The organism is Desulfuromonas sp. AOP6, assembly GCF_009731355.2.
Classification (GTDB): Bacteria; Desulfobacterota; Desulfuromonadia; order Desulfuromonadales; family SZUA-540; genus SZUA-540.
The window spans coordinates 2,013,712-2,037,447 of the sequence record NZ_AP022810.1; the positions used below are offsets into that span (position 1 = coordinate 2,013,712).

The following is a 23,736-nucleotide window of genomic DNA, read 5'->3' on the forward strand; positions in this document are numbered from 1 at the left end:
ACCTTTCTATATAATCTTTTGTTTCATTCAAGAATCGGCACATTACTTTGCAATTGTACTAATAAATGAAAAGGTTTCGTTAGCACAGCGCTCCCAGGAATATATTTTGCTGCGCTCAAAGCTTGCACTAGCCTTTTTATCACGAAGCTCAGGTGAAAGAATATATTCTTTAATAGTACTTAATATATTAATAGGATCTTCAGGGTCAAAATAAAGACCAGCTTCACCTAATATTTCGGGCATCGGGCCTCGGTTCGAACAAGCAACAGGCAAACCTGCGGCCATTGTTTCTAGTAAGATATTTGGCATGTTTTCACAACTGGAGGCAAAAACACCAAGATCTGCTTTCTCATAAATATGATGCAACTCTTCATAGGGTATCGCACCGTGATAATGTACCCATTCATTTCTTGGATCACGTTCTGAGATCACTGTGTTTAATCGTTTCAGGGCAGCGGGATAAGCAGGACCAACTAAGTCTAAGTGAACTGGAAACCCGTAAGAGCGCAATGAATTAACTGCTTCAACTACATGCCATTGATGTTTATAAGGTTCAATGATTGAAACATAGACTAACCTATAAGGGTTTTCATCTGAATATTTATCAATCGAATGTTGAACTTTGGGTAAAATTTTAAATCGAGGATTTAAACCATGCGGAATAGTTGTAACAGAATTATTTAATGGCCCAGTTACATTCAAAACTGTTTTCCGGGCATAGTCAGTCAAAAAAATCACCCCATCAGCATGGCGGTAAGTAAATGTTTGAGCAATGCGTAACAGTAATAACTTGAGACTTATAAAAGAAACCCCATAGCGTTTTAACTCGCGCCATTCGAAAGGGAGAAGATTACGACTCATAGTAACAACAGGCTTAAAGTTACCGCCGTAACTCCCACCCGGAACGAATAATACATCACAATTTGTATTACGCACTTTTCTTGGTAAAATGAACTTTTGCCACAAGATTCTGTTCAGCAAGCTCTTATTTAATGAAGGTGAACTATATTTTCTCAACCAAGGGCGATCTGGTAGCTTGGTAAGCGTTTCATTTCCTCCCCAAACAATAATTTGTTTGATACCGTTATTTTCTGGAACAACTGCTTTAATTACTTCAACTAGATGAGTTATCCCGCCCCCCCGCCGCAAATTGATAGCATCAATGCCAATTTTTAAACCACGTTTGTTTTTCTTATCAATATTAATTTTATCGGTCATGCTGTAATCCATGCAATTTGTTAACATAATATTTTAAAAGGTTATATTTTATATAGGCAATACATTGCGAGTAGCATTCCTAATATTTTTTACAATTGAATATAAGCAATATTATTGGAAAAAATGGCAAGAAATATCTGAAATTTATTATTGGGGATATTGTCGAAACCATTAAAAAAGAAAAATAAAATATTATCAAAGGGTAACGTTTATCATTTAAGTATTTTAAAGGTAAATATGAAATCTTCATATAATAAATAAATTTAAAAACTATCAGGGCTATAGAAATAATCAAAAAAAAGTAAATTAGTATTTGCAACATATCGCCTGGATAGTTTATTTTTACAATACCATTATATATGTATTGAATAGGTATTAATAAATTAAGAAAAAAGCTACCGATGAAAAAAAAGTTTTCATTTAAATTATATTTTAACACTGATACAAAACCATCATAATTGTGTGAACTTATATTAAAAATTTTCACTGACAATATCGAGGAAAGCACAGAGAAGCTAAAATAAATCATGAATAGTACTAAAGCATTAATTGTCTTACCGCACTTTCTTAACTTATATATAAATAAAAAGACAAATAAAATTGGCAACAACTGAATCTTCATTAAAGATATCACAACTACCAACAACAATACAAAATACCTTTTTTTAGGAGCATATATATAAGTCAATACCAGCGACACAAAAAGTAATGTGAAACTGTCTTTGTTGATCATAAGTGAAAAATTGGCTAATGAAACAAATGAAAAATAGTATACAAACTTTAGATAATTTCCTGACATTTTGAATGAAACTTTTTCTACAAGAATATAGCTTAATATTATGTTTGATGTATTAATTAAAAATGTAAAAAAGTACAAGTACCTTTCATCAAAGTGACTATAAATAAAAGTTATTACGTAGTTATTTATTCCAGATATGTCAAATTTACTGTGGCCATAATTTATAAAATTTATATACCGAATATGGTCTGGTACGTTTATCCAAGTGACCAAATCATCAAAGTACATTTCTTTATTATTAAAAAACAACAAATAATAAACCACAATAATTACAATTAGGGCTAATGCCCTAAAACTCAATCTTAATGTATAGAGACTTATCATATTCTATATAAAATATTTATTAGATATTTCATGAAAATCATATTTTTTAAGCGTCAATATACATGTGTCAAAAGACCACCTAGCTTCTCCGCAGCGATTAATAAAAATAAATGCATCTTTAACTTTCGATGATTTATATTCATGGTTATATATATGATCTGGGTATTTCATTTGTAAATCTTGAAATATACCTGATGGTTCACCTTCATAATAATTTAGAATTGGTAGCCCAGTAGCTAAATATTCTACTTCCTTACTTGGGCTCATAACACAATTTTCATTTTCAATATTCACTAAAATATCTGCATTTTTCATTTTTTGGATAGCTTCGTCTCTGGGTATCGGACCATGATATTTAATATTATCACTACAAAGAGAATGAACATCTATGCCATTGGAAGGACCATAAATATCAAAATTGATTGTTACTCCTTTCTTTTTTCCTAGGCCTATCAAGTCATTTATGTATTTAATTGCATTATATGGTTCACGTATTTGTTTATGAAAACTCCCCACATAAACTAGACTAACGATATTGCCAGAACTTAATTTCTTGTCATTTGAATAGAATGATTCAATATCAACTGCGTGAGGGATCACAACTGCATTAAATGTCCCGAATGCTTTAAAGTAAGCTTGCTTTGTTTCTTTATTTGTAAAAACGACTTTATTTGCACCAAAAACTACTTTCTTTTCGAAATAATAATTTAACCTTCTATATAAGTTGAAATTGTTTGGCGGCATTGAATCTGAAATTGAAAAAGGGTCGCCATATTCGGCTATCCAATCAAAGGGTTCCTTTGTAATAATTTTATAAAACAGACCGCCTAAGTGTGAAACGAATGTAGGGCTGTAGGTAATGACATAATCGTATTTTTCAGACCTAAGGCTAAACAACCTAAAAAACAGGGGTAGAAGCCAATACCATAAACCATCGGGCCAAAAAAATTTACGATATATATTTTTACTAATTATCTTAAAAGATATGCCTTTGCCATTAGGTGAGGAATTCTTTTGTTTATTATCAAATCTGTCTGCAGAAACTCGGGCCCCAACCTCGGACAGTATTATATTATTATTCCTCCTCGATTCAGCCCTTGCTGTTAAAAACGTAATCTCATGGCCCTGCTCAGCCCAGATATTTGCAATTTTACACCACCTGAAAGAATGTGCGCGACCGATGGGGGGGTAAAAATAATTAACAATCAATATCTTCATATTGAAGCCTCAAACATTGCCAAACATTTATCATAAGATTTATCATATAAGCAAAAATCATTGAAAAAAGTAGAATTTCAATACTTTGCAGTGCTTCAATTCCTAAAAAATAATATAATGCAAAAACCAGGGTAGCGGTAACTGTCAATGAAACTAACAATGATTTCAAAATCTTTCCATATTGCATTTTTTTAAGCAATATACTTACTGGAGGAAGGTTAAATAGTGACAATATTGTCGTTGCCGAAAGAAGAAGAAAATAGTTTTTCGAATCTGGATATTTCCCGCCATCAATAAATGGAATAAGAAAATAAACACATAAAATAAATAATAAGCAAATAGTTACAGCCAAATAAACCTTTTTCCATAGATTTTTAACATAATTTTTTAAAATACTAACATTGCCAATCTGAGACAAAACAACTGTATTTATTGACAAAACGACAAGTGACAATATGGCCTGATACCTTAATGCAGCACCCAAGGCTGATATATCATAATTTGACCCAAATTTATCAGTTGCAATAAAAACAATATAAGGAAATAGTCCCGCCAAAACCGAGTAACTTATTAAGCTTTTTTTATTATTGAGATATGTAAACGATTTACTAATTGAACCAATTTGACTAGGTACTTTTTTGATCCCGATAATAAATATTAAAAGACTTAAAATTGCATGAGAATACAAAATATAAACGAAGTTGCCCTGCTTATAGTCATACACAATTAAAATACCTACTATTAGCCACAATATATTTCTTGTAATTTCTAAAAGAGCGTAAGTCTTAAACCTTTCTTGTTTTTGCATTATAATTCTTAATAATTGAAGAAAAAGACTACTTGTACTCAAAATAATAATTAAAAGAAAGTAACTTAGCCCTTTGTAAAATAAAAAATAATTCGCAGGTAAAAGAATTATAAAAAAATATAAGTTTGATATATTACATAAAAAGTTTTCTAAAAATTGTTTTGTTTCAACAACATATAGTCTTTCAATTATTCCGCATAGTAATTGAAATAAAATATTATAAAACGTAAATACAGATATAAAGTATGCGTATTCTTCGACGCTCAATACCCTAATTAAAATAAGTGTAAATATTAATACAAGTACTTTTGAAAAACTGTTCAAAAAAAACAGGATACTTATGTCTTTCATAAATAATTTATTACTTAATTCTATTGAAGTGAGAAAGTCTTAAGAAGATCGGGCTTGACAAATGGAAATGTGAAAACTTTCGAACCCATGGATACAATACCTGCTGCCACCTTAACTCGCCAGCACTTTTCACCTTTAATATATAAGGTTCGTTGCACAAGAAGCAGGCTTCGGATTCAGGCTGGCCTCATACCAAGCCAACGATTCCCGCACCCCGTCAACAATACTGTGCGTCGCTTCGTACCCAAACAGGCTGGCAGCTTTGCAGACATCGGCCTGAGAATGCAGCACATCACCCGCTCTGAAATCACGGTGGACGGGTTGAACATTGGTCAAATCGGGGTGGCTAATGGCAAGCCCATCCCGCAGCAAGGTGAATAACTCCAGAAGATTGGTGCGCGCATTCACCGCTACATTGTAAACCTGGTTGATCGCCTCAGGATTTGTCGCCGTTGCTGCCAGCAAATTGGCCTGCACTGCATTCTGTACATAACAGAAATCCCGACTGGTCTCCCCGGTGCCGTTGATATAAATCGTCTCGCCTCGAAGGAGGGCGGCAATCCATCGGGGAATGACTGCCGCATAGGCGCCGTCCGGATCCTGTCGCGGGCCGAACACGTTGAAATAACGCAGGCCGATCGTTTCCAGCCCATAGCAACGGCTGAAAACCTCGGCATACAATTCGTTAACATACTTGGTGACCGCATAGGGTGACAGCGGTCGACCAATGACATCTTCCACCTTGGGCAAGCCGGGATGATCGCCGTAGGTCGAACTGCTGGCCGCATAGACAAAACGCTTTACACCCTGATCCCGTGCCGCCACCAGCATGTGCAGTTGGCCGTTGACATTGCTGGCGTGGGAGGTAAGCGGATCGTCGATGGAGCGTGGCACAGAACCGAGCGCTGCCTGATGCAGCACGTAATCAACCCCGGTGCAGGCATTTTGACAGGTCAGCAGATCGCGGATATCACCCTCGACAAAACGGAATCGTGCCCACTGCTCCTTAGTCACCAGAGAACAAACCTCGTCAAGATTAGCCTGTTTGCCAGTGGAGAAGTTATCCAGACCGACGACGCTCTGGCCGAGTTGGAGCAAAGCTTCCAGCAAGTTGGAACCAATAAAACCGGCGCAGCCGGTCACGAGCCAAACTCTAGGGGACTGTTGAAGGTCGATTTTTACATTTTCGTAAGTTGCTGACACTTTTTGCTCCCAACCCAAACCTTTATCGCACGCGAAAAAGACAGATTTTATAAATTAGCGCAGTCTGTGGTTTCAAGCCACAGGTTTTGACCTAGGGGACAAGCTTAAAAAATGGAGATTTGGCATAGTTGACCTGCTGGCCATTAAAATTATGTTGACCTTGAATCTTTGTGGCTATGACTCAAAGACCCCAGTAACGCAGACCCTCATTCTCAACCTCTGCTCGTTCCAACACCGCCTTCACATCCACCACCACCCCACAACCGTCATCACAGCAGAGCATCTTCAGGGCAGCCGGGGTAAAGCGCTGACGATATACGTCATGAGCCACGGTCCACACCACCGCATCAACAGTGCCGACAGCATCCACATCCACCAGTTTCACCCCATACTCATGCCGGGCTTCGTCGACATCAGCCAGGGGATCGGCCACCAGCACCTCGACTTCGTAATCCTGCAGTTCGCGGATAATATCGATGACTTTGGAGTTACGGATATCGGGCACGTTTTCTTTAAAGGTCAGCCCAAGAACCAGCACCCGCGCCCCCTTGACAGCCTTGCCAACCTTGATGAGCTTCTTGACTGTATTTTCGGCCAAGTATTTGCCCATTCCGTCATTGATGCGCCGGCCGGCGAGAATAACTTCAGGGTGATACCCGATGGCCTCTGCCTTGTAGGTGAGGTAATACGGGTCGACACCTATACAATGGCCGCCGACCAATCCTGGGGTGAAGTTGAGAAAATTCCACTTGGTACCTGCCGCCTCAAGAACGTCCTTGGTCGGAATGCCAAGCTTGCCGAAGATGATGGCCAGTTCGTTCATGAGGGCGATATTGAGATCGCGCTGAGTGTTCTCAATGACCTTGGCGGCCTCGGCCACTTTGATCGACGCTGCCCGGTGCACCCCGGCTGTTACGACCAATTCGTAGACACTGGCAATTGTTTCAAGAGTTTCCTTATCTTGCCCGGAAACAACCTTGACGATTCTGTCGACGGTGTGCACTTTATCGCCAGGGTTGATCCGCTCAGGGGAATAGCCAACCTTAAAATCGACCCCGCACTTCAGGCCCGACTCGGCCTCCAGAATCGGCACACAAATCTCTTCGGTCACACCGGGATAGACCGTCGACTCGAAGACAACGATAGATCCTGGCGTCAGATTGCGCCCGATAGTGCGCGACGCCGATTCAACAGGACTCAGGTCGGGCCGGCGATGTTCGTCAATTGGTGTGGGTACGGTGACAATATAAAAACTGGCCTCTTTCAATCGGGCCGGGTCAAGGGTGTAATCGATACGCGTTGACGCCATTTGTTCACTTGAAAGCTCTCCGGTGGCATCATAACCACGCCTGAATTCAGCAATTCTCTTTTCATTAATATCGAAGCCAATCACCTCGGCAACCTTGCCGAAGGCCGCTGCCAGAGGTAGACCGACGTAACCCAAGCCGACAAGGGCAATTTTGGCTTGCTTCTTTTTAATTGCTTCTACAGTGACCACAACTCCTCCGTCTTACCCAAGCTTCCTATTTTCAAACCCACTATAGTGATTTAAACTGCAAGTATTTATTGAATTGCGTTTATGCACCACCTAACCAGACCCATCAATCATTCCACCGTCACACTCTTCGCCAAATTACGCGGCTTGTCAACATCGGTCCCTTTCACCAGAGCCACATGATAAGACAGCAGCTGCAAGGGAACAATGAAGGCAATCGGCGACAGTTCATCAAGAACTTTGGGGACAGCGATATTCTCAACACCATCCTCCTCGGCCATTTCGGCATGCTCGCAAACAAAGTTGATTAATTGCCCACCGCGCGCGCGAACTTCCTGCAGATTGGACTTAAGCTTTTCTTGCAGGGCGTCACTTGGGGCTACTGTAACGACGGGCATATCGGCATCGACAAGGGCCAGCGGGCCATGCTTGAGTTCACCGGCCGCATAGGCCTCGGCATGAATGTAGGAGATCTCCTTAAGTTTAAGCGCCCCTTCCATCGCTACCGGATAGTGGGGACCACGGCCAAGAAAGAGGGTGTGGTGTTTAGTTGCAAATCGGGCGGCAAGTTTTTCAATGACTCCATCGAGCTGCAGCACAGCCTTGATCTGCCTGGGCAAATCTTTTAAGGCAGCGACCAGGTCGGCCTCTTTCTGTGCGGTCAGGTTGGCACCCTTGCCACTCTGTTTGCTCAAAGCCAGCGTGAGCCACAACAGCACCACAAGCTGGGTGGTAAACGCCTTGGTGGAAGCGACGCCAATTTCAGGACCCGCCTGGGTCATCAGCCGCAGTTCCGATTCGCGGACCAGCGAACTGCCCGGCACATTGCAAACGGCCAGCGTGGCCAGATAACCGGCCTGCTTGGCAAAGCGCAGGGCAGCCAGGGTATCGGCGGTTTCACCCGATTGGGAAATGGCGACAAAGAGGGTATCGGCGGGGACGACCACGCGCCGATAGCGAAATTCACTAGCCGTTTCGACAGTGCAAGCGACGCCGGCTAAATCCTCCAGCCAGTAACGGGCGACCAGACCGGCATGATAGCTGGTGCCACAGGCGACGATATGCACCTGGCGCACCCTGGCAAGAAGCTCCTCGGCCGCGGGTCCAAGAACGGCGGTCAGAACATGATCATCCCCCAATTTACCATCCAGGCTTTTACGGATGGCCTCGGGCTGTTCATAGATTTCTTTCAGCATATAATGCCGGTAACTGCCCTTATCGGCAACCGGATCGCCATGTTCATAGTGCTGCACGGGGCGCGCTACGGCTTGATGCTGATAATCCCAGATGTGCACGCCGTCGCGGCTCAGCCGGGCATAGTCCCCTTCTTCAAGGTAAATGAAACGGTCGGTGACTTGCAGCAGCGCCAAAGGGTCGGAGCCGATGAAATGTTCTTCGCTCCCTTCACCAATGACCAGCGGACTGCCCGAGCGCGCACACATGAGTTCATCGGGGTGATCCAAGTGCATGACACCGAGCGCGTAGGCCCCCTCCAGGCGACCCAGCGTCGAGCGCAAAGCCTGAAGCAGATCACAACTTTTGCCATAATAGTGGTCAAGCAGATGGGCAATGACCTCGGTATCCGTATCGGACGTAAACGTATAGCCCTCATCCTGCAGGGCAAGCTTGAGACTTTGGTGATTTTCGATAATGCCGTTATGCACCACCGCCAGCCGCTCGCCAGAGACATGGGGATGGGCATTGGCTGTACTCGGCTTGCCGTGCGTCGCCCAACGGGTGTGGGCAATCCCCGTGTGCCCCTTGATCGGTTCTTGAGCGAGAAGGGCCTCCAATTCGGCGACCTTGCCCAAAGCCCGCTTTCGAACCAATTGCTGATCATGAACAACTGCCAGCCCGGCAGAATCATAGCCGCGATATTCGAGGCGACGGAGACCTTCAAGAAGGATGGACGTAACATTTCGCTGAGCAACAGCGCCAACTATGCCACACATAATATTCCCACAATAAACAGATTTCTACATGTTTGACGGGTCAAAAAAGACATCCCTAGCTTCGCTCTTTTTGCCTTGTTTGAAACAGCTCATTCAGCGGCAGAGGGCTTATTCACACGAGACAACCCACCTGCCCTTTTGATGGCTTCAAGGAGAAACGCGAGCAGCATTGAGCCAAAGAGGCCAAGGACACCTGCCAAGGCGACGATCATAACAGAGCGTGGAGCCACCGGCTTAAGGGAAGGGATAGCAACAGCCATGGCATGGGTGGGCCTGATGGTATTAAGTCGGCTTTCCAATTCAGAAATTTTATGCTTTTGCATATCAATTTCCCGCGCATGGTCCACATAAAGTTTGTCCAGTTGGCCTTTACTTTCGTTCACCATGCTTTTACGCCGGTCAGCCTCGCGAAGATTGTCGGCCATCTCTTTTTCTATCGCCAGCTTTTCGTTTTCCAGGTCGATATAGAGACGCTCCTCCAACCTTGACAACCGCGTGCGGTTATCCTCAATTTGGTTATTGATCATCAGCAGGGTCATGGCTCTGGCCTCATCGGTGGCTTCACCTATAGCCGACTCGCGATTTTTCTGAGCCGTAGCCAACATCCCTTTTACCTCTTGAATCTGTTCCTGAAGAAGTTTCTTCGTCTCACCGATCCTGGCGGCTCTGGCCTTGAGAAGGGCGAGAGTATCCTTGTTGTCTTCAACAGCCCGCTGCGCCTGCTCCCACTGCGACTTAAGCGCATTTTCGCGGACGGCAAAAACCTTCGGGTCTTCGAGTCTCTGCAGTTCCAACCGCCCATTTTCCACAAGGGCCGTATAACGTTGGCGGGTGATATCTAAAATCTTCCCATGATCAGCAATAAGGAGATCGATGATATTCTTATGCGCAGAAGTGATCTTCGAGGCGTCCTTTTGGTCAGACTTGCTCTTAAGAAGCAACAACTGACTATCCTTGGGTACCTTGACCTTCACCGCAAGATCGGCGACCTGAGTTTCCCGAAACGACACATGCAACACCTGTGGGATATAGCCTTCTTCCAGTTTGGCAATAATGGTCTGCATGTCTTGCAAGGGTTTCAACTCCTCCCCTTGCCCGACATTGGTCAAAATCTTTCCAACCTCGATGGTCGAGCTGTACTCATATACCTTGGGTGTAAGCAGAGCGAAGGCGACGCCACCTATGAAAAACAAAAGAGAGCCCAGAATGATCATTGTCTTGCGCTGCCACAAAACCCGCAAAATATCAATCAAATCGATTTCATCATCATGCATTTCTTGCATTACTTAACGTCCCCCGTAAAAAAGTTCAGCACTGGCCCGACTGATCACAGTTTCAAACAATCGCGAACCTTAAAGGATTAGAACCGGAAAATCAATGAGGGATTTCCTGATAGGAAATACCTCAAGATTTACCCCACTACTTCACCGTACATTTCTAGACACGATTACAACAGGTTGTCGATATTGACTGTACTGGACTTTCTTATTGAAAAATCAGGAGAAAATTTCTGCCTTGTCAAAAAGGACCGCTGCTTCATCTTTTTGCGACAAAATGATTTTATTTGTTGCGGGCCATTTCAGCGCCAAACCGGGATCATCCCAGCGTAAACATCTTTCATATTCCGGCGCATAATAGCTTGTCGTTTTATATAAAACCTCAGCCACTTCGGACACCACCAAAAATCCATGGGCAAACCCCTCCGGGATCCAGAGCTGTCGTTTGTTCTCGGCAGAAAGATGCGCCCCCACCCACTTGCCGAAACTGGGAGAATTTTGACGAATATCCACCGCCACGTCAAACACTTCACCGACAGTGCAGCGCACGAGCTTGCCCTGGGCAGCCGGAGGCAACTGGTAATGCAGACCGCGCAGAACCCCTCTTACCGAGCGGGAGTGGTTATCCTGCACGAACCGAACATCCAAACCTGTGGCCTCACGGAAAGCACGTTCGTTGTAACTTTCGTAGAAAAAACCCCGTTCGTCACCAAAGACTTTGGGTTCGAGGATTAAGACGTCTGGGATTTCTGTTTGGATTACGTTCATTTGAAGCCTTTCTTACAGGGATGCAGGGAATACAGGGGATGAGGTCAAAAACCAAAACAAGACCCTGGTTTTATCCTGTTCATCCCTTTTATCCCTGTTAATACGATTTCACACTTAAATTCAAAACCTTTAGTTACAGGGATGAAGGGGATGCAGGGGATGTTTTAAAAACCTAAAACAAGATCTTGGCTTTATCCTGTTCATCCCTTTTATCCCTGTTGATACGCTTTTTGTTTTTAATCATTGAAGTGGTTATTAAACCGCCGATACTCTAATTTTGGATTACCAAAGTTAATCAGCAATCCGACCTCTATTTTGGTTGCCTTCAGGTAATTGAGAACCTGGGCGACATGCTCTGGCGCCAAGGCCTTTACAGCCTTGAGTTCTACAAGGACTTTGTCCTCCACAACAAGGTCTGCAACAAAGTGCCCTACGATCACTCCTCTGAAGGGCACATTTAACGGCACTTGTGAACTTGCCCGCATTCCTTCGTCACGCAAGGCTACCAACAAGGCATTCTCGTAAACAGATTCAAGAAATCCTGATCCCAATTCGTTGCTGACTTGAAAGGATGTCTTAAGAATACGTTGGGTCAGATCTTCAAGCAGCATGCATTATCCCTTGAATCCCCTTCATCCCTGTAAATTGTCTTCAAGGATTCGCGCCAGGTACTCCCGATAACTCGACTTGGGCGTTTGGGAAATGACTTTTTCCATCTCCTTGCGTGTCAAAAAACCTTTCATGAAGGCCACTTCTTCGAGGCAGGCGATCTTGAGTCCCTGTCGTGCTTCAAGGGTGCCGATAAAATGACTGGCTTCTAGCAGGCTCGTGTGGGTGCCGGTATCCAGCCAGGCGATGCCACGCCCGAGTTTTTCCACGGCCAACTCACCTCTGCGCAGATATTCCATATTGAGGTCGGTAATTTCAAGTTCTCCACGCGCAGAGGGCTTCTGGTGGCGAACCAGTTCGGACACCTTGCCATCGTAGAGATAGAGCCCGGGGACGGCATAATGAGATTTTGGTTTTTGGGGTTTCTCTTCGATACTCAGAACCTTGCCGTCCTTGTCAAATTCAACCACCCCATAGCGCTCGGGATCGGCTACAGGATACCCGAAAACGCGAGCGCCCTCTGAGAAGTCCCTGACAATACGATCCAGTCCCATTTTTCCATAAAAAATATTGTCTCCAAGGATCAGTGCGACCGGATCGCCTGCAATGAACCCCTCCCCCACCTGAAAGGCCTGGGCAATACCCTTGGGTTCGGCCTGAACAGCGTAGGACAGCTGCACGCCAAAACGGCTGCCGTCTCCTAAAAGCGCCTCGAAGCGAGGTGTATCCTGAGGCGTAGAGATGATCAGAATTTCCCGGATGCCCGCCGTCATGAGTGTTGCCAGAGGATAATAGATCATCGGCTTGTCATAGACAGGCTGCAGCTGCTTGCTGGCCACCAGGGTCAGCGGATAGAGCCGCGTACCGGCGCCCCCGGCAAGAACGATACCTTTTTTGATCATGATTGAAATCCTTATCGAGTTTTAAGTTTTAAGTTTTAGGTGTTAGGTAAGAAATCTTAAAACTTGAGACCTTTAACTTAAAACCTTTCTTGAAAATATTTCCCCAAACTCTCCCGCCACTCCGGCACCTGCCTCCCTGTAGCCGCCTTATACTTCTCTTTCGACATTACAGAATACTTGGGTCTTTGGGCGGGCAAAGGATACCCTTCTGTCGGAATCGGCAGGATGTTTTCAACCTTCAAACTTTCGGACTTACGCGCTTGATCGATAATCTCCACCGCGAACTGATACCAGCTGCATTCGCCTTCGTTGGAAAAATGGTAAACACCGTAGGGGCTGGGAGGGGTGAGGGGTGAGGGGTGAGGCGTGTCACCTAAAGTCAACAGCTGAAAAATGGCCTCGGCCAGATCATCGGTCCAGGTTGGTGTTCCCCACTGGTCGTCGACCACTTTGAGCTCGGTACGTTCTTTGGCCAGACGAATCATGGTCTCGACAAAATTGTTGCCGCCAAGGCCATACAACCAACTGGTGCGGACAATAAAATACTTCTTCAAGCCGGATTCGATGATTCTCTGCTCGCCAAGAAGTTTGCTTTGGCCATAGACCGACAGGGGCCCGGTGGGATCCTCTTCGTGGTAGGGCTCCTTTTTATCCCCGGAGAAGACAAAGTCCGTGGACACATGCACCAGCACGGCATCTATCTCTGACGCCAACTGGGCCAATAGCCCAGGCCCCTCGCCATTAACCTGCATGGCCAATTCATGTTGAGTCTCACAACCATCAACGTTGGTATAGGCGGCGCAGTTGAGAATAATATCAGGTGCACTGTCCTGTAGGGCCAAAACCTGCGACCGGTTGGTTATGTCGAAATCAGGCAGACCGTAAGCCATAAGCTGGTAGCCTGGCGGCAGCACCCGCTTCACTGCGGAGGCCAGCATACCGTTGGCGCCGATGAGGGCGATGGTGCGGGAGACGCTCGGCGGGGAGTGGGGAGTTGGGAGTTGGGAGTTGGATGTCATACGTTGCTCCACTTTTTGTGCAAACCGGTCAGAAGTCGACCGACGGAGTCGGCCAAAGCAATGGCTGGGTGTTCTGCTGAAACGAATCCTAACATAACAGCGAGCTTTAACTGTGTTTCCAGTTCCGCCAAAGACCCGCGTGAGATGCCGATAAATTGCAGATATTCTTTCGTATGGTTACGCCCTGAACCTTCAGCAAGGTTACTCGGAATCGATACCGCTGCACGACGCATCTGCTGTGATAATCCGTAACGCTCTTCCGCAGGAAAGCATGATGTCAAATCATACACAGCCTTGGCCAATTCCATACTGATTCGCCAAGCCTCCAGTTTTTCATGCGGCTTTCCCACTCTCAACTCCCCACTACCTACTTCCTCAAAGCACACCCAGCCGTTCGCGGCGATAGCTTCCATCCTGCACACGACGGCACCATTCAGAATTTTTCAGATACCATTCAACCGTTTTGCGAATGCCGGATTCGAAAGTTTCTTCGGGCTTCCACCCCAGTTCGCGCTGGATCTTGCTGGCGTCAATGGCGTAACGCAGATCGTGGCCAGGGCGATCCTGGACATAAGTGATAAGTGAGGCGTAAGGAGAAAAGGCGGAGGGCGCCAGCTCGTCAAGCAGGGAACAGATTGCGCGCACCACTTCGATGTTCTGCTTTTCGTTGTGCCCGCCGATGTTGTAGGTCTCCCCGACCTTGCCTTCGGTTACCACTTTGTAAAGAGCGCGGGCATGATCGTCGACATAAAGCCAGTCGCGCACCTGGTTCCCTTTGCCGTAGACGGGGAGCGGCTTGCCTTCAAGGGCGTTGAGGATCATCAAGGGGATGAGTTTTTCGGGGAAATGGTAAGGTCCGTAATTGTTGGAGCAGTTGGTGATCAGGGTCGGCAGACCGTAGGTACGCCGCCAGGCGCGCACCAGGTGATCAGAGCTGGCCTTACTGGCGCTGTAGGGGGAACTGGGCGCGTAAGGTGTCTGCTCGGTAAAGAGATCTTCCGGCCCTTCCAGGTCCCCGTAGACTTCATCGGTAGAGATATGATGAAAACGAAATGCCGCCTTGCGGTGTGCATCCAGGCTCTGCCAATAGGACCGTGCCGCCTCAAGCAAGGTATAGGTGCCGACGATATTGGTTTCGATAAAAGCGGCCGGACCGTCAATGGAGCGATCGACATGGCTTTCCGCCGCAAGATGCATGACTGCGTCGGGCTGGTGCTGGGAGAAAACGCGACCGAGTTCAGCACGGTTGCAGATATCGATCTGTTCAAAGGCATAGCGGTCGCTACGACTGACAGCGGCCAGGGATTCCAGATTGCCTGCGTAGGTCAGCTTGTCGACATTGACCACGGCGTCAGCTGTATTCTGAATGATATGACGGATAACCGCCGAGCCTATAAATCCGGCCCCGCCGGTGACGAGCAGTTTCATAAAAATCTCCCCTCTTTGGGATTGAATTACGTTAAACTGTTCGATTGAAAGAAATCGCAAAAGAAAAGACTTGCCGAGAACTTAACCAACAATATCTCTTAAAACAGCCTTGAAACCACTGGTGTTCCTATACCCGCCCTTAGCCAACAGGCTGCCGACGGCAATTACTCTGGGGAAAAGCCACTTACCTCGCGCTCTCATGCGATTTTCTATTGTCAGAATTTTTTGTTTGGTACGTATTTTGAGTTCAGTCAGTCGGTTGCGGTATTTTTCAGGGGCGTTTTTCTCCGCTGTTTCAACAGCTGAAACAAAAATTTTCAGTTGATCAACCTGTGTGCGCACCAGATTTGCCGCCTCTTTACAAAACTGCTTGTGAAGTGAATGAAAGAATGCATGAGCTTTTGTGACTTTGGTCGTTCTGTTGGCTATAAATTGTGATTCATTGGCTTCATGCCGCCGGTAATATTGCAACACGGTGCTATCAACCATCCTGGCATTCAGGCCGTCAGCGAACCATACTAGCCAGCTATCGTGCCCCTTAAAGCCAGTAGGGATTGGCATACACAGCTCTAGAAGCTCTCGTCTAATACCGCAGCAACAACCCATGACAAAACTATCCATCGAAAATCCAGCCGTGCGGATTTGCCCAACTTTAGTCAAACCAACCTCATTTAGAGCCCCATCCGTAAGGGCCGCGTCATTCATTACCAGCAACGCTTCCGGATTGCGTTCGGCAACTCCCAGCATGTGTTCGATTTTTTCCGGGAACCAAACGTCGTCCTGATCACTTAGAAAGACCAAGTCGCCGGTAGTTTTCATGAGTGCAGTGTTGAAGTTGCCGCAATAGCCCAGGTTCTGCTCGTTGCGGTGGAACTCAACGGTAAAGGGTGAGGTTTTGGCGAATTCACGGACGATGGTTTCGGTTTCATCGGTCGAGCAGTCATCTGTGATGATTACCTCATCCGGCTGTCGGGTTTGGTCTACGAAGCTTTGGAGTTGCTCTTGTATGTATTGGGCACCGTTGTAGGTGGCCATTGCTATGGAGATTTTCATTTAGGCTTTTCGACTAAGGCTGTAAGAAATTCTTCATTTTTAGAGGTTCGCGGAAAAATACTTTTCAGCCATTGAAAAAATGGCAACTTTGTTGGAATGCCATCATAAGGCGATTGGCCCAACTTCATACGATAACTCTTCAATGCTATATTTTTTCTGACTTCTTGGCGCGAATAAAATTTAATATTGACAAAACCATGAAATCTTAGGAAGTCCCTTAGGCTAGGATTGCTAAAGAGCACCAAGTGACGAGGAGTTTCTAATCCCCGCCAGTTTTTACCATAAATACTTACCCCAAGGCTCTCTATGTTGGGTGTATCTATATATAAAATTCCACCGGGCTTCAGCAGTCTATAGGCTGTACTCACAAGTTCGGCAGGGTCATGAACATGCTCAATCACATGATTGATCGTAATGGCATCAAAAACTTCCTTCATGTCAGAAAATTGCTCAACACCCCCCTCTAACACATCAAGCCCGTTTTCCCTAGCAACAGTTAAAGCTTTCGGATCTGGATCAACGCCCTTAACATTCCACCCAACCTCAGCTACCAGGGATAAAAAATCGCCATTACCACAACCAACATCCAAAAGAGTTTGCCCTACCTGAGGCTTTGGAAGATATCGAAATTGTGCCTTCATAGCCTTTCGAAAATGCGGATAGAGCAATAGCAACACTGCACCTAGGCCAATAGCTGGTGTTCTTTTTGTTCCATGGTGATAGTTGCAATATCCGTTGACAAGCATTCGGCGGAATTTTCGCAACTTGCTCAATTCTTCAAATGGCTTTTGGTCTTTAATCACCGTTTCATGTGTATAGTATGTGCCATAAGCTTTATGGATACTATTTCGATCAGGCCGTGGATCAAGGTAGGCGCAAGTGCAATCCCTGCACTGATAAAGATTCCACTTGCCATTCGCCACAAAGAAGACATTGTCTACTAATTGTTCATACAATAACTTGCGACTCTGTGCACCGCAAATAGGGCACGAAAAAACCCTTTCGAGTTCGTTTTCTGGCCAAGGGGTATCCCAACATTGTTTATCTGGCATCGCACATCTCAAAATTCATTTATTTGCCATTCCGAAATGCAACAGTTAACGGAATGAATCGAGCTACAATATCCTTAATTTCTTTAGGCATATTATGAATGGCCCACAAAACAGAGGTAAAAAACACTGCGACTACTGTTGTCAGCCACACCCAACCAGCGTACTGATTTCTGACCAATATTAATCCCAGGCACATCAAAAAAATCGGAAAAAACAGAAAAGATTTTGATTGCTTAAAAATTTTTGCCCAATACAGTAACAAGGAGGCGTCCACTGCGGCCCTAATAGAAAACGCAATTGCCGCTCCGGAGATACCAAAAAAATGCAATCCAATATACAACAGCGCGAAGTAGGGTAACACTTCCCCCAAGTGGCACTTAGCAACGACATCAGGCCGCCCAGACGCTTGTAGGAGCGCATGAGGAATGCGGGCTATTGCATTCGCCCAGAATCCTAACAAAATAATTTGCCCTACCAAACTTGCCTGATCAGCAAATTCTCTCCCAATCCAGATAGAGAGAAACCAATCCATCAGGAAAATACCCAATAAGAATAAAGGTGTTATAACCACAGCCAAAGACTTGATTGCCTTATCCGCCAACATCCACCCATCTGGCCCAATCCCTGCTTGAGCCAGACGCGGGAACAAAGCAGATGATAGCGCAATCGGTATAATATTGCTCCTTTCACCCAATTGAAATGGAACTGTATAAAAAGTGACGTACTTTGCGCCAAGAAGGGCGCCAATAACAAACCTGTCAAGAATGACCATCATAGGCCCAACCACCGAAGAAACTGTCACCCAACCACCAAAGCGTAGCAGATCTCCGGCCAAACCTTTTGAAACTGAATACTTAAATCCTGAGATAACATATGAGTAACACCGCTGGAACAATAAAGTTATGACTAAAGTTCGGGTAAGTATGGTAGCAACAATGAGCCCAGTCAGATCTGGGCCAACAAGTACAGCAACAGCCAGTGGAATAGTTTGAAGCAATATTGAACCGCTTACCGAAATGATATTGAGCTCAAGAAACTTATAACACCCCTGCAATGTCCCTGTTAGTACCCCTGCCATGGTTGCAATCGGGACCGCCAAAGAGAGCCAGGGGATAGCCGCTAAAATTTCCGGTTTTAAGGGCCCCTCTACGGTAAAATGGTGGCCAAAAAAATATAGTGCGACGGGCCACATCAATAAAGCGCCCAACACGCTCATACCAGAATTCATCGCTAATGCTGTCCAAAAGGTTTCAGCTTTTTCAGCAGACTTTTCTTTCCCTAACATGGCAATTCGTTGAGCAGTAGCGCGCCCCAAGCCAAGGTCAAAAAGCCCGAAATAGCCAAGCAATAGCCAGGCAATTGCCAGGACGCCATAGCGCGAGACACCAATCTCGTCGATATATATCGGTATTGTGATCAGCGAAATACCCAAAGGCAGAATCGTGCCTATCAGATTGTATGTTGTGTGTTTTCGAATGCTCATATTGGGTGATTCTTAGTGAAGGCTTAAACACCTAAGGGGACAAGCCAATTTTAAAAAGAGGCCTGACCTCCTTCAGGCCCATTCGTACCCTACGCGAGGATCAGGCCAGATTGACGACAGTTTCCCTCAAAACGCCCACGTTCTTGGGCAGCGGCTGCTACCCTTCAGCAAATACGTTCAACTTACTAAACAAGAAATGTACCAGGGCACCAAGCCGCAGGTCAACAGCGCCAACTGTGTGGCACACGTCATTTCCAAGCAAATAAATTTCCACATGTCTGGAGCGTAAAAACTCCAAAAGCGCTAACTACACTCTTTTCACTTACCGGTAACGAGTTCACTCCACGCCAGACACCCCACTCACGCGAGACAGTCCCCCTGCCCTTTTGATGGCTTCAAAAAGAAAAGCGAGCAGCATTGAGCCAAAGAGTCCAAGAACACCAGCCACGGCGACAATCAATGTCTTTTTAGGTTTAACTGGTTTGGCAGGAACCGTTGGCTCTTTCGTCACGTTCGTACTTGTCAACATTCCCAACTTTAAGCGCAGATTTTCAATTAAAACTTCGGATGCCAAAATCTCGGCCTGGAGATCCTTTAATTTTTCTCGCAAACCATTTAAATACATTTGCTGATTCTGTATTTCACTGGAATAGATGAGCATCGATATGGCATTCGATGACCCCTCGGCCAAGGGTTTTTGTCTGATCTTTTCAAGTGCTTGTATTTTGTTAGATATATTGGACGAAATCACGTTGGACTGCTTTTCAAGCAGAGTTATTTTCCCCTCGAAATTTTTGTATTTTATTTCTTCCAACCTGATTTGTTTAAATATTATCTTTTTCTCGCCAGAAAGCTTCTCTTGAATATCGCTCTGAATATGCTGGAGCAATTCTTCCAAAACAGCCACAGCTTGAACCGGGTCACCACTTTGAATACTCATTTTAACCAAGTTTGTATCCCTGGGAATTTCGACTTTAACATCAGGATACTCTCTGCCGGTGATCTTTAGTTTTTGCTGAATTGCCTTATTGTAGGCACCTCCCCGGATTGTCTCTTTTATGGTGCCTGGCAAAACGACCATCATTTCATTGAGAGTCTCCCCATTGGTGTCGGAAATGAGGCGGATGCCTGGCTCGATAATGGTGGACACCTCATAGACCTTGGGCAATACCAGGCTGATGCCTGCAGCAGCCAGGGTAACCACCAGGGTGATTGCAAAAATCATGACTTTGCGCTGCCACAAAACCCGCAGAATATCAATCAAATCGATTTCATCATTGTGCATTTCTTGCATATATGATCATCCCCATAAAATTCAGTCTCTCATCTTTTGCCAGGAGACTGTCCCTATACTTAACCAAGCGCGAAGTATAAAGATTCAGAAAACCCTATGCAATCAGAAATTCCCTTATAGGAAAACCTTTTACCGATCTACACCTTTCTGCCGTATTTTCAGGATAAGGATTTACGGAGACCTGAACAGGAGCGGGGTAAATTCAAGTGACAGGTGCACCACATCGGGCTTCATCGAAGACTTCCTGAGGCGTCAGTTAGTCGAGGACGACAACGGCAAGGCGTGCCTTGTCTGACTAAATCGCATCAAAAGAGACCACCAGCTTATCATCCTCGCATTCTACACCTCACCTTTAACACCCAAAACATGATGAGCGGCAACCAGCAGATCATCGGTTATGGCGTCAGCCAATACGCCGGCGCCCTGAGCATATTCTATCTCTCCATACCCCGTGCGCACCAAAACAGTATAGCAACCTGCGGCCCGGCCTGCTTCGAGATCGGCGCGCTTGTCGCCGATCATGATGGAGGCGGACAGATCGATATTCCAGTCCTTCGCTGCCTGCAGCAGCATTCCCGGTTTTCCCTTGCGGCAATCACAGTCGCCCTCCCCTGTCTTCGTACCGAAGTCGGGATGATGGGGGCAAAGATAGAAGGCGTCGATGCCGGTGCCATGCTGGGTCAGTTCGTGTTGCATATGAGCATGGAGCCTGTTGACGTCGTCCTCGGTGAAATAGCCACGGGCGATACCCGACTGGTTGGTCACCACCACGAGGAGAAATCCCGCCTCCTTCAAACGCTGAATGGCCTCGATGGCGCCGGGGATAAATTCGAAATCTTCGAGGCGATGGAGATAATCCTTCTCGACATTGATGGTGCCGTCACGGTCGAGAAAAACGGCTCTTACCATAAAAATAATCCTTTTCACCACCAAGGCTCCAAGTCACCAAGAAAAACTAACGAGCCAATCGGGTAATGCCATGCTTTATCAAGGGGGTGTTGAAATTTATGAGAAAACCCAGTCGATGGCTGGAAAGCTTGAGATAGGTGAGCAATTGAGAAACATGCACGGGAAGAATTTTTCTACGGCCTTCAGTTCTATGACTATCTGGTCCTCAACCACCATATCCAGCCTGAGCCCCGCATCGAGCCTGATACCATCGTACACGACTGGAAGAGAGACCTGCCTTTGGACAACCAGTTTTCTTTTCAGCAGTTCATGAGCAAGGCAGGCTTCATAGACATTTTCAAGAAGACCCGGCCCCAATTTGGAGTGAACAGAAAAAGCGGCATCGACAATTGATGCAGCAATTTCATCTGTCTTTTCTGGAATTGCTTTACTTGGTGTCTTTGTGGCTTGGTGGTTCAATCGATTTAGTCCTGATAAGCCTGCAAAATTTTTTCAACAATATTCGTCGTGGACTTGCCGTCGACGAAGGTGATGAGCTCGACGCGGCCGCCATAGCTTTCAACGACGTCCTTGCCGACGACCTGGTCGGCCTGGTAGTCGCCCCCTTTGACAAGGATATGGGGACGGACTTCGCGGATGAGTTCGAGGGGGGTGTCTTCGTCAAAAATGACGACGTAGTCGATGCAGTCGAGGGCGGCGAGAATATGGGCGCGCTCGTCCTGATCGATGAGGGGGCGTTTGGGCCCCTTGAGGCGGCGGATGGAGGCGTCGGAGTTGAGACCGAGGACCAGCAGATCACCGAGGCGTCTGGCTTTCTGCAGGTATTTGACGTGCCCGACATGCAGCAGGTCGAAACAGCCGTTGGTGAAGACGATAGTGCGTCCCTTTTGACGCTCGTTTTCGAGCAGGCGCTTGACGGAGGCGGCGCTGCGGATTTTGAGATCGCTGTCTTTGTGCTGGTGGGACAGCTCTTCGAGAATTTCTTCGGGAGAGACCGTGGATGTGCCGACCTTGCCGACGACGATGCCGGCTGCCAGGTTGGACAGACGGGCGGCCTGGTTGACGGATACCCCGGCGGCCAGACAGACGCCGAGGGAAGCGAGCACGGTGTCGCCGGCACCGGAGACATCGAAGACCTCGCGGGCCAGGGTGGGGAAGTGCTCTTCCTGCCCGTCCGGAAGAAACAGGGTCATCCCCTCTTCGCTGCGCGTCACCACCAGGGCATCCAGCGCCAGTTCATCGAAAAGTTGCCGACCCGCCCGGCGCAGGCTTGTCTCGTCGGCAATGGTGATCCCCACGGCCAGCTGGGTTTCCTTGCGATTGGGAGTCAGCAGGGTGGCGCCGCGGTACTTGCGGTAATCGGTGCCCTTGGGATCGATGACCACGGGGAGATCGGCGGCCTGGCCGAGGGCGATAATTTCCTGGACGACTCTCTCCGTGAGAACGCCTTTGAGGTAATCGGACAGCAGAATCCCCTGCACGTCGGGCAGCAACTGCCGGACTTTCGCCAGCAGGCGTTCCTCGTCTGCAGTGGAGATGGGGGTACAGACCTCGCGATCGATGCGCAGCATCTGCTGATTGCTGGCGAGGATACGGCTTTTGCGGCTGGTGGTCCGGCCCGCGTCCCAGACCAGGCCATCGACATCGATGCGGCGCGCCTGCAGCAGTTCCTGCAGCCTGCGGCCGTCGGCGTCCTCTCCGAGAACACTGGCGACGCGCACCCGGCAGCCGAGGGACAACAGATTGTTGGCCACGTTGCCAGCCCCACCCAAGCGCAGGTCTTCCCCTGTGATGTTTACTATGGGAACCGGCGCTTCCGGCGAAATGCGGTCGGATTTTCCCCAGAGATACTCGTCGAGCATCAGGTCGCCGACCACCAGGATGGATAGATTTTCAAAGGATTCCAGCAGTTTTTCCGTTTCGCCGTAATTCATGGTTGATCTATGCACTTTCCGCAGGGGTACAAAGAGCCTCTTCCACCAGGTCACAGAGGATGTGAATGATGGTCAGGTGGGCTTCTTGAATGTAAGGAGTGTGAGCAGCGGGAACAACCAGGGCCAGATCCGTGACTTGGGCGATGGGGCCGCCGTCTTTGCCGGCAAGAGCAATCGTCGTACAACCACGTTCCTGTGCGAGGTTAAGAGCTCTTAGAACATTGGGAGACTGACCGCTGGTGGAAATGCCTAAAACAATATCGCCTGGGGCGGCCAGGGCTTCTACCTGGCGGCTGAACACCTCGTCAAAGCCGAAATCGTTGCCGACGGCCGTCAGGATGGAGGTGTCGGTGGTCAGCGCGATGGCCGGCAGGGCCTTGCGGTTGCGCAGAAAGCGACCCACGAATTCTGCCGCCATATGCTGGGCGTCAGCGGCGGAACCGCCGTTTCCCATGACCAGCAGCTTATTGCCCCGGGCCATGGCATCGATAAGAGTCAGGGCGCAGCGCCGGATATCGGGGACCATCTGCTGCACCACCTTTTCCAAGGTGCGCATATGGCCGCTCAGGTGTTCGTTGATTTTGGGCGAGATACGATCTTCAGGCATGGGATTGTCTCGATGATCAGTGTTTAGATGTCG

At 46.9% G+C, this 23,736-nt stretch carries 20 protein-coding genes and 1 pseudogene; all 21 read right to left on the reverse strand.

Going from position 1 to position 23,736, the window contains the following annotated elements:
- Positions 1-42: 42 nt before the first annotated feature.
- The 21 genes and pseudogenes from AOP6_RS09470 to gmhA all read right to left on the reverse strand — a co-directional run bounded on the left by AOP6_RS09470 (position 43) and on the right by gmhA (position 23,703).
- The gene (locus AOP6_RS09470; RefSeq protein ID WP_155876501.1) at positions 43-1,218 is read right to left on the reverse strand and encodes a glycosyltransferase family 1 protein; all 1,176 of its coding nucleotides are present in this window, start codon (positions 1,216-1,218) and stop codon (positions 43-45) included.
- A gap of 1,126 nt (positions 1,219-2,344) precedes the next feature.
- Positions 2,345-3,559: a hypothetical protein gene (locus AOP6_RS09475; RefSeq protein ID WP_155876502.1), complete on the reverse strand. Its 1,215-nt coding sequence runs from the start codon at positions 3,557-3,559 to the stop codon at positions 2,345-2,347.
- The gene (locus tag AOP6_RS09480; RefSeq protein WP_155876503.1) at positions 3,540-4,367 is read right to left on the reverse strand and encodes a hypothetical protein; all 828 of its coding nucleotides are present in this window, start codon (positions 4,365-4,367) and stop codon (positions 3,540-3,542) included. The genes AOP6_RS09475 and AOP6_RS09480 overlap by 20 nt, the downstream gene beginning before the upstream one ends.
- A gap of 486 nt (positions 4,368-4,853) precedes the next feature.
- Positions 4,854-5,921: an SDR family oxidoreductase gene (locus AOP6_RS09485; RefSeq protein ID WP_155876504.1), complete on the reverse strand. Its 1,068-nt coding sequence runs from the start codon at positions 5,919-5,921 to the stop codon at positions 4,854-4,856.
- 181 nt (positions 5,922-6,102) lie between these two features.
- Positions 6,103-7,419 (reverse strand): nucleotide sugar dehydrogenase, encoded by a 1,317-nt coding sequence (locus AOP6_RS09490; RefSeq protein ID WP_155876505.1) that lies wholly within the window; start codon positions 7,417-7,419, stop codon positions 6,103-6,105.
- 107 nt (positions 7,420-7,526) lie between these two features.
- Positions 7,527-9,368 (reverse strand): glutamine--fructose-6-phosphate transaminase (isomerizing), encoded by a 1,842-nt coding sequence (glmS, locus tag AOP6_RS09495; RefSeq protein ID WP_155876506.1) that lies wholly within the window; start codon positions 9,366-9,368, stop codon positions 7,527-7,529.
- Between the two features lie 89 nt (positions 9,369-9,457).
- Positions 9,458-10,651, reverse strand: coding sequence for a Wzz/FepE/Etk N-terminal domain-containing protein (locus tag AOP6_RS09500; RefSeq protein WP_155876507.1), 1,194 nt, complete (start codon positions 10,649-10,651; stop codon positions 9,458-9,460).
- A 213-nt stretch (positions 10,652-10,864) separates the two neighbouring features.
- A complete protein-coding gene (gene rfbC, locus AOP6_RS09505; RefSeq protein ID WP_155876508.1) occupies positions 10,865-11,413 on the reverse strand; it encodes a dTDP-4-dehydrorhamnose 3,5-epimerase in 549 nt (182 codons plus the stop codon).
- A gap of 236 nt (positions 11,414-11,649) precedes the next feature.
- A complete protein-coding gene (locus tag AOP6_RS09510) occupies positions 11,650-12,024 on the reverse strand; it encodes a GxxExxY protein (RefSeq protein ID WP_155876509.1) in 375 nt (124 codons plus the stop codon).
- Between the two features lie 21 nt (positions 12,025-12,045).
- A complete protein-coding gene (gene rfbA / locus AOP6_RS09515; protein ID WP_213194535.1) occupies positions 12,046-12,924 on the reverse strand; it encodes a glucose-1-phosphate thymidylyltransferase RfbA in 879 nt (292 codons plus the stop codon).
- 77 nt (positions 12,925-13,001) lie between these two features.
- A complete protein-coding gene (rfbD, locus tag AOP6_RS09520) occupies positions 13,002-13,943 on the reverse strand; it encodes a dTDP-4-dehydrorhamnose reductase (RefSeq protein ID WP_155876511.1) in 942 nt (313 codons plus the stop codon).
- A complete protein-coding gene (locus AOP6_RS09525) occupies positions 13,940-14,293 on the reverse strand; it encodes a four helix bundle protein (RefSeq protein ID WP_213194536.1) in 354 nt (117 codons plus the stop codon). The genes rfbD and AOP6_RS09525 overlap by 4 nt, the downstream gene beginning before the upstream one ends.
- A gap of 25 nt (positions 14,294-14,318) precedes the next feature.
- Positions 14,319-15,371, reverse strand: coding sequence for a dTDP-glucose 4,6-dehydratase (rfbB, locus tag AOP6_RS09530; protein WP_155876513.1), 1,053 nt, complete (start codon positions 15,369-15,371; stop codon positions 14,319-14,321).
- A gap of 81 nt (positions 15,372-15,452) precedes the next feature.
- Positions 15,453-16,424, reverse strand: a complete 972-nt coding sequence (locus AOP6_RS09535) for a glycosyltransferase family 2 protein (RefSeq protein ID WP_213194537.1) — start codon at positions 16,422-16,424, stop codon at positions 15,453-15,455.
- Positions 16,421-17,476, reverse strand: a complete 1,056-nt coding sequence (locus tag AOP6_RS09540; protein WP_155876514.1) for a class I SAM-dependent methyltransferase — start codon at positions 17,474-17,476, stop codon at positions 16,421-16,423. Before AOP6_RS09540 ends, AOP6_RS09535 begins: the two co-directional genes overlap by 4 nt.
- A gap of 19 nt (positions 17,477-17,495) precedes the next feature.
- The gene (locus AOP6_RS09545; protein WP_155876515.1) at positions 17,496-18,959 is read right to left on the reverse strand and encodes a flippase; all 1,464 of its coding nucleotides are present in this window, start codon (positions 18,957-18,959) and stop codon (positions 17,496-17,498) included.
- A gap of 337 nt (positions 18,960-19,296) precedes the next feature.
- The gene (locus tag AOP6_RS09550) at positions 19,297-20,253 is read right to left on the reverse strand and encodes a Wzz/FepE/Etk N-terminal domain-containing protein (RefSeq protein ID WP_155876516.1); all 957 of its coding nucleotides are present in this window, start codon (positions 20,251-20,253) and stop codon (positions 19,297-19,299) included.
- 339 nt (positions 20,254-20,592) lie between these two features.
- Entirely contained in the window at positions 20,593-21,162 is a 570-nt protein-coding gene (gmhB, locus tag AOP6_RS09555; RefSeq protein WP_155876517.1) for a D-glycero-beta-D-manno-heptose 1,7-bisphosphate 7-phosphatase, read from the reverse strand.
- 46 nt (positions 21,163-21,208) lie between these two features.
- Positions 21,209-21,585, reverse strand: a pseudogene (locus AOP6_RS09560) (GxxExxY protein).
- Between the two features lie 41 nt (positions 21,586-21,626).
- On the reverse strand, positions 21,627-23,096 hold the full coding sequence (hldE, locus tag AOP6_RS09565) for a bifunctional D-glycero-beta-D-manno-heptose-7-phosphate kinase/D-glycero-beta-D-manno-heptose 1-phosphate adenylyltransferase HldE (RefSeq protein ID WP_155876518.1): 1,470 nt from the start codon (positions 23,094-23,096) through the stop codon (positions 21,627-21,629).
- Between the two features lie 7 nt (positions 23,097-23,103).
- Positions 23,104-23,703: a D-sedoheptulose 7-phosphate isomerase gene (gmhA, locus tag AOP6_RS09570; RefSeq protein WP_225897269.1), complete on the reverse strand. Its 600-nt coding sequence runs from the start codon at positions 23,701-23,703 to the stop codon at positions 23,104-23,106.
- Between the last annotated feature and the right edge of the window lie 33 nt (positions 23,704-23,736).

What these genes read in the sequence shown, in the direction of transcription:
- AOP6_RS09470 (WP_155876501.1), bottom strand. Translation starts at nt 1,218, where the DNA reads ATGACCGATAAAATTAATATTGATAAGAAAAACAAACGTGGTTTAAAA.
- AOP6_RS09475 (WP_155876502.1), bottom strand. Translation starts at nt 3,559, where the DNA reads ATGAAGATATTGATTGTTAATTATTTTTACCCCCCCATCGGTCGCGCA.
- AOP6_RS09480 (WP_155876503.1), bottom strand. Translation starts at nt 4,367, where the DNA reads ATGCAAAAACAAGAAAGGTTTAAGACTTACGCTCTTTTAGAAATTACA.
- glmS (WP_155876506.1), bottom strand. Translation starts at nt 9,368, where the DNA reads ATGTGTGGCATAGTTGGCGCTGTTGCTCAGCGAAATGTTACGTCCATC.
- AOP6_RS09500 (WP_155876507.1), bottom strand. Translation starts at nt 10,651, where the DNA reads ATGCAAGAAATGCATGATGATGAAATCGATTTGATTGATATTTTGCGG.
- rfbC (WP_155876508.1), bottom strand. Translation starts at nt 11,413, where the DNA reads ATGAACGTAATCCAAACAGAAATCCCAGACGTCTTAATCCTCGAACCC.
- AOP6_RS09510 (WP_155876509.1), bottom strand. Translation starts at nt 12,024, where the DNA reads ATGCTGCTTGAAGATCTGACCCAACGTATTCTTAAGACATCCTTTCAA.
- rfbA (WP_213194535.1), bottom strand. Translation starts at nt 12,924, where the DNA reads ATGATCAAAAAAGGTATCGTTCTTGCCGGGGGCGCCGGTACGCGGCTC.
- rfbD (WP_155876511.1), bottom strand. Translation starts at nt 13,943, where the DNA reads ATGACATCCAACTCCCAACTCCCAACTCCCCACTCCCCGCCGAGCGTC.
- rfbB (WP_155876513.1), bottom strand. Translation starts at nt 15,371, where the DNA reads ATGAAACTGCTCGTCACCGGCGGGGCCGGATTTATAGGCTCGGCGGTT.
- AOP6_RS09535 (WP_213194537.1), bottom strand. Translation starts at nt 16,424, where the DNA reads ATGAAAATCTCCATAGCAATGGCCACCTACAACGGTGCCCAATACATA.
- AOP6_RS09540 (WP_155876514.1), bottom strand. Translation starts at nt 17,476, where the DNA reads ATGCCAGATAAACAATGTTGGGATACCCCTTGGCCAGAAAACGAACTC.
- AOP6_RS09545 (WP_155876515.1), bottom strand. Translation starts at nt 18,959, where the DNA reads ATGAGCATTCGAAAACACACAACATACAATCTGATAGGCACGATTCTG.
- AOP6_RS09550 (WP_155876516.1), bottom strand. Translation starts at nt 20,253, where the DNA reads ATGCAAGAAATGCACAATGATGAAATCGATTTGATTGATATTCTGCGG.
- gmhB (WP_155876517.1), bottom strand. Translation starts at nt 21,162, where the DNA reads ATGGTAAGAGCCGTTTTTCTCGACCGTGACGGCACCATCAATGTCGAG.
- hldE (WP_155876518.1), bottom strand. Translation starts at nt 23,096, where the DNA reads ATGAATTACGGCGAAACGGAAAAACTGCTGGAATCCTTTGAAAATCTA.
- gmhA (WP_225897269.1), bottom strand. Translation starts at nt 23,703, where the DNA reads ATGCCTGAAGATCGTATCTCGCCCAAAATCAACGAACACCTGAGCGGC.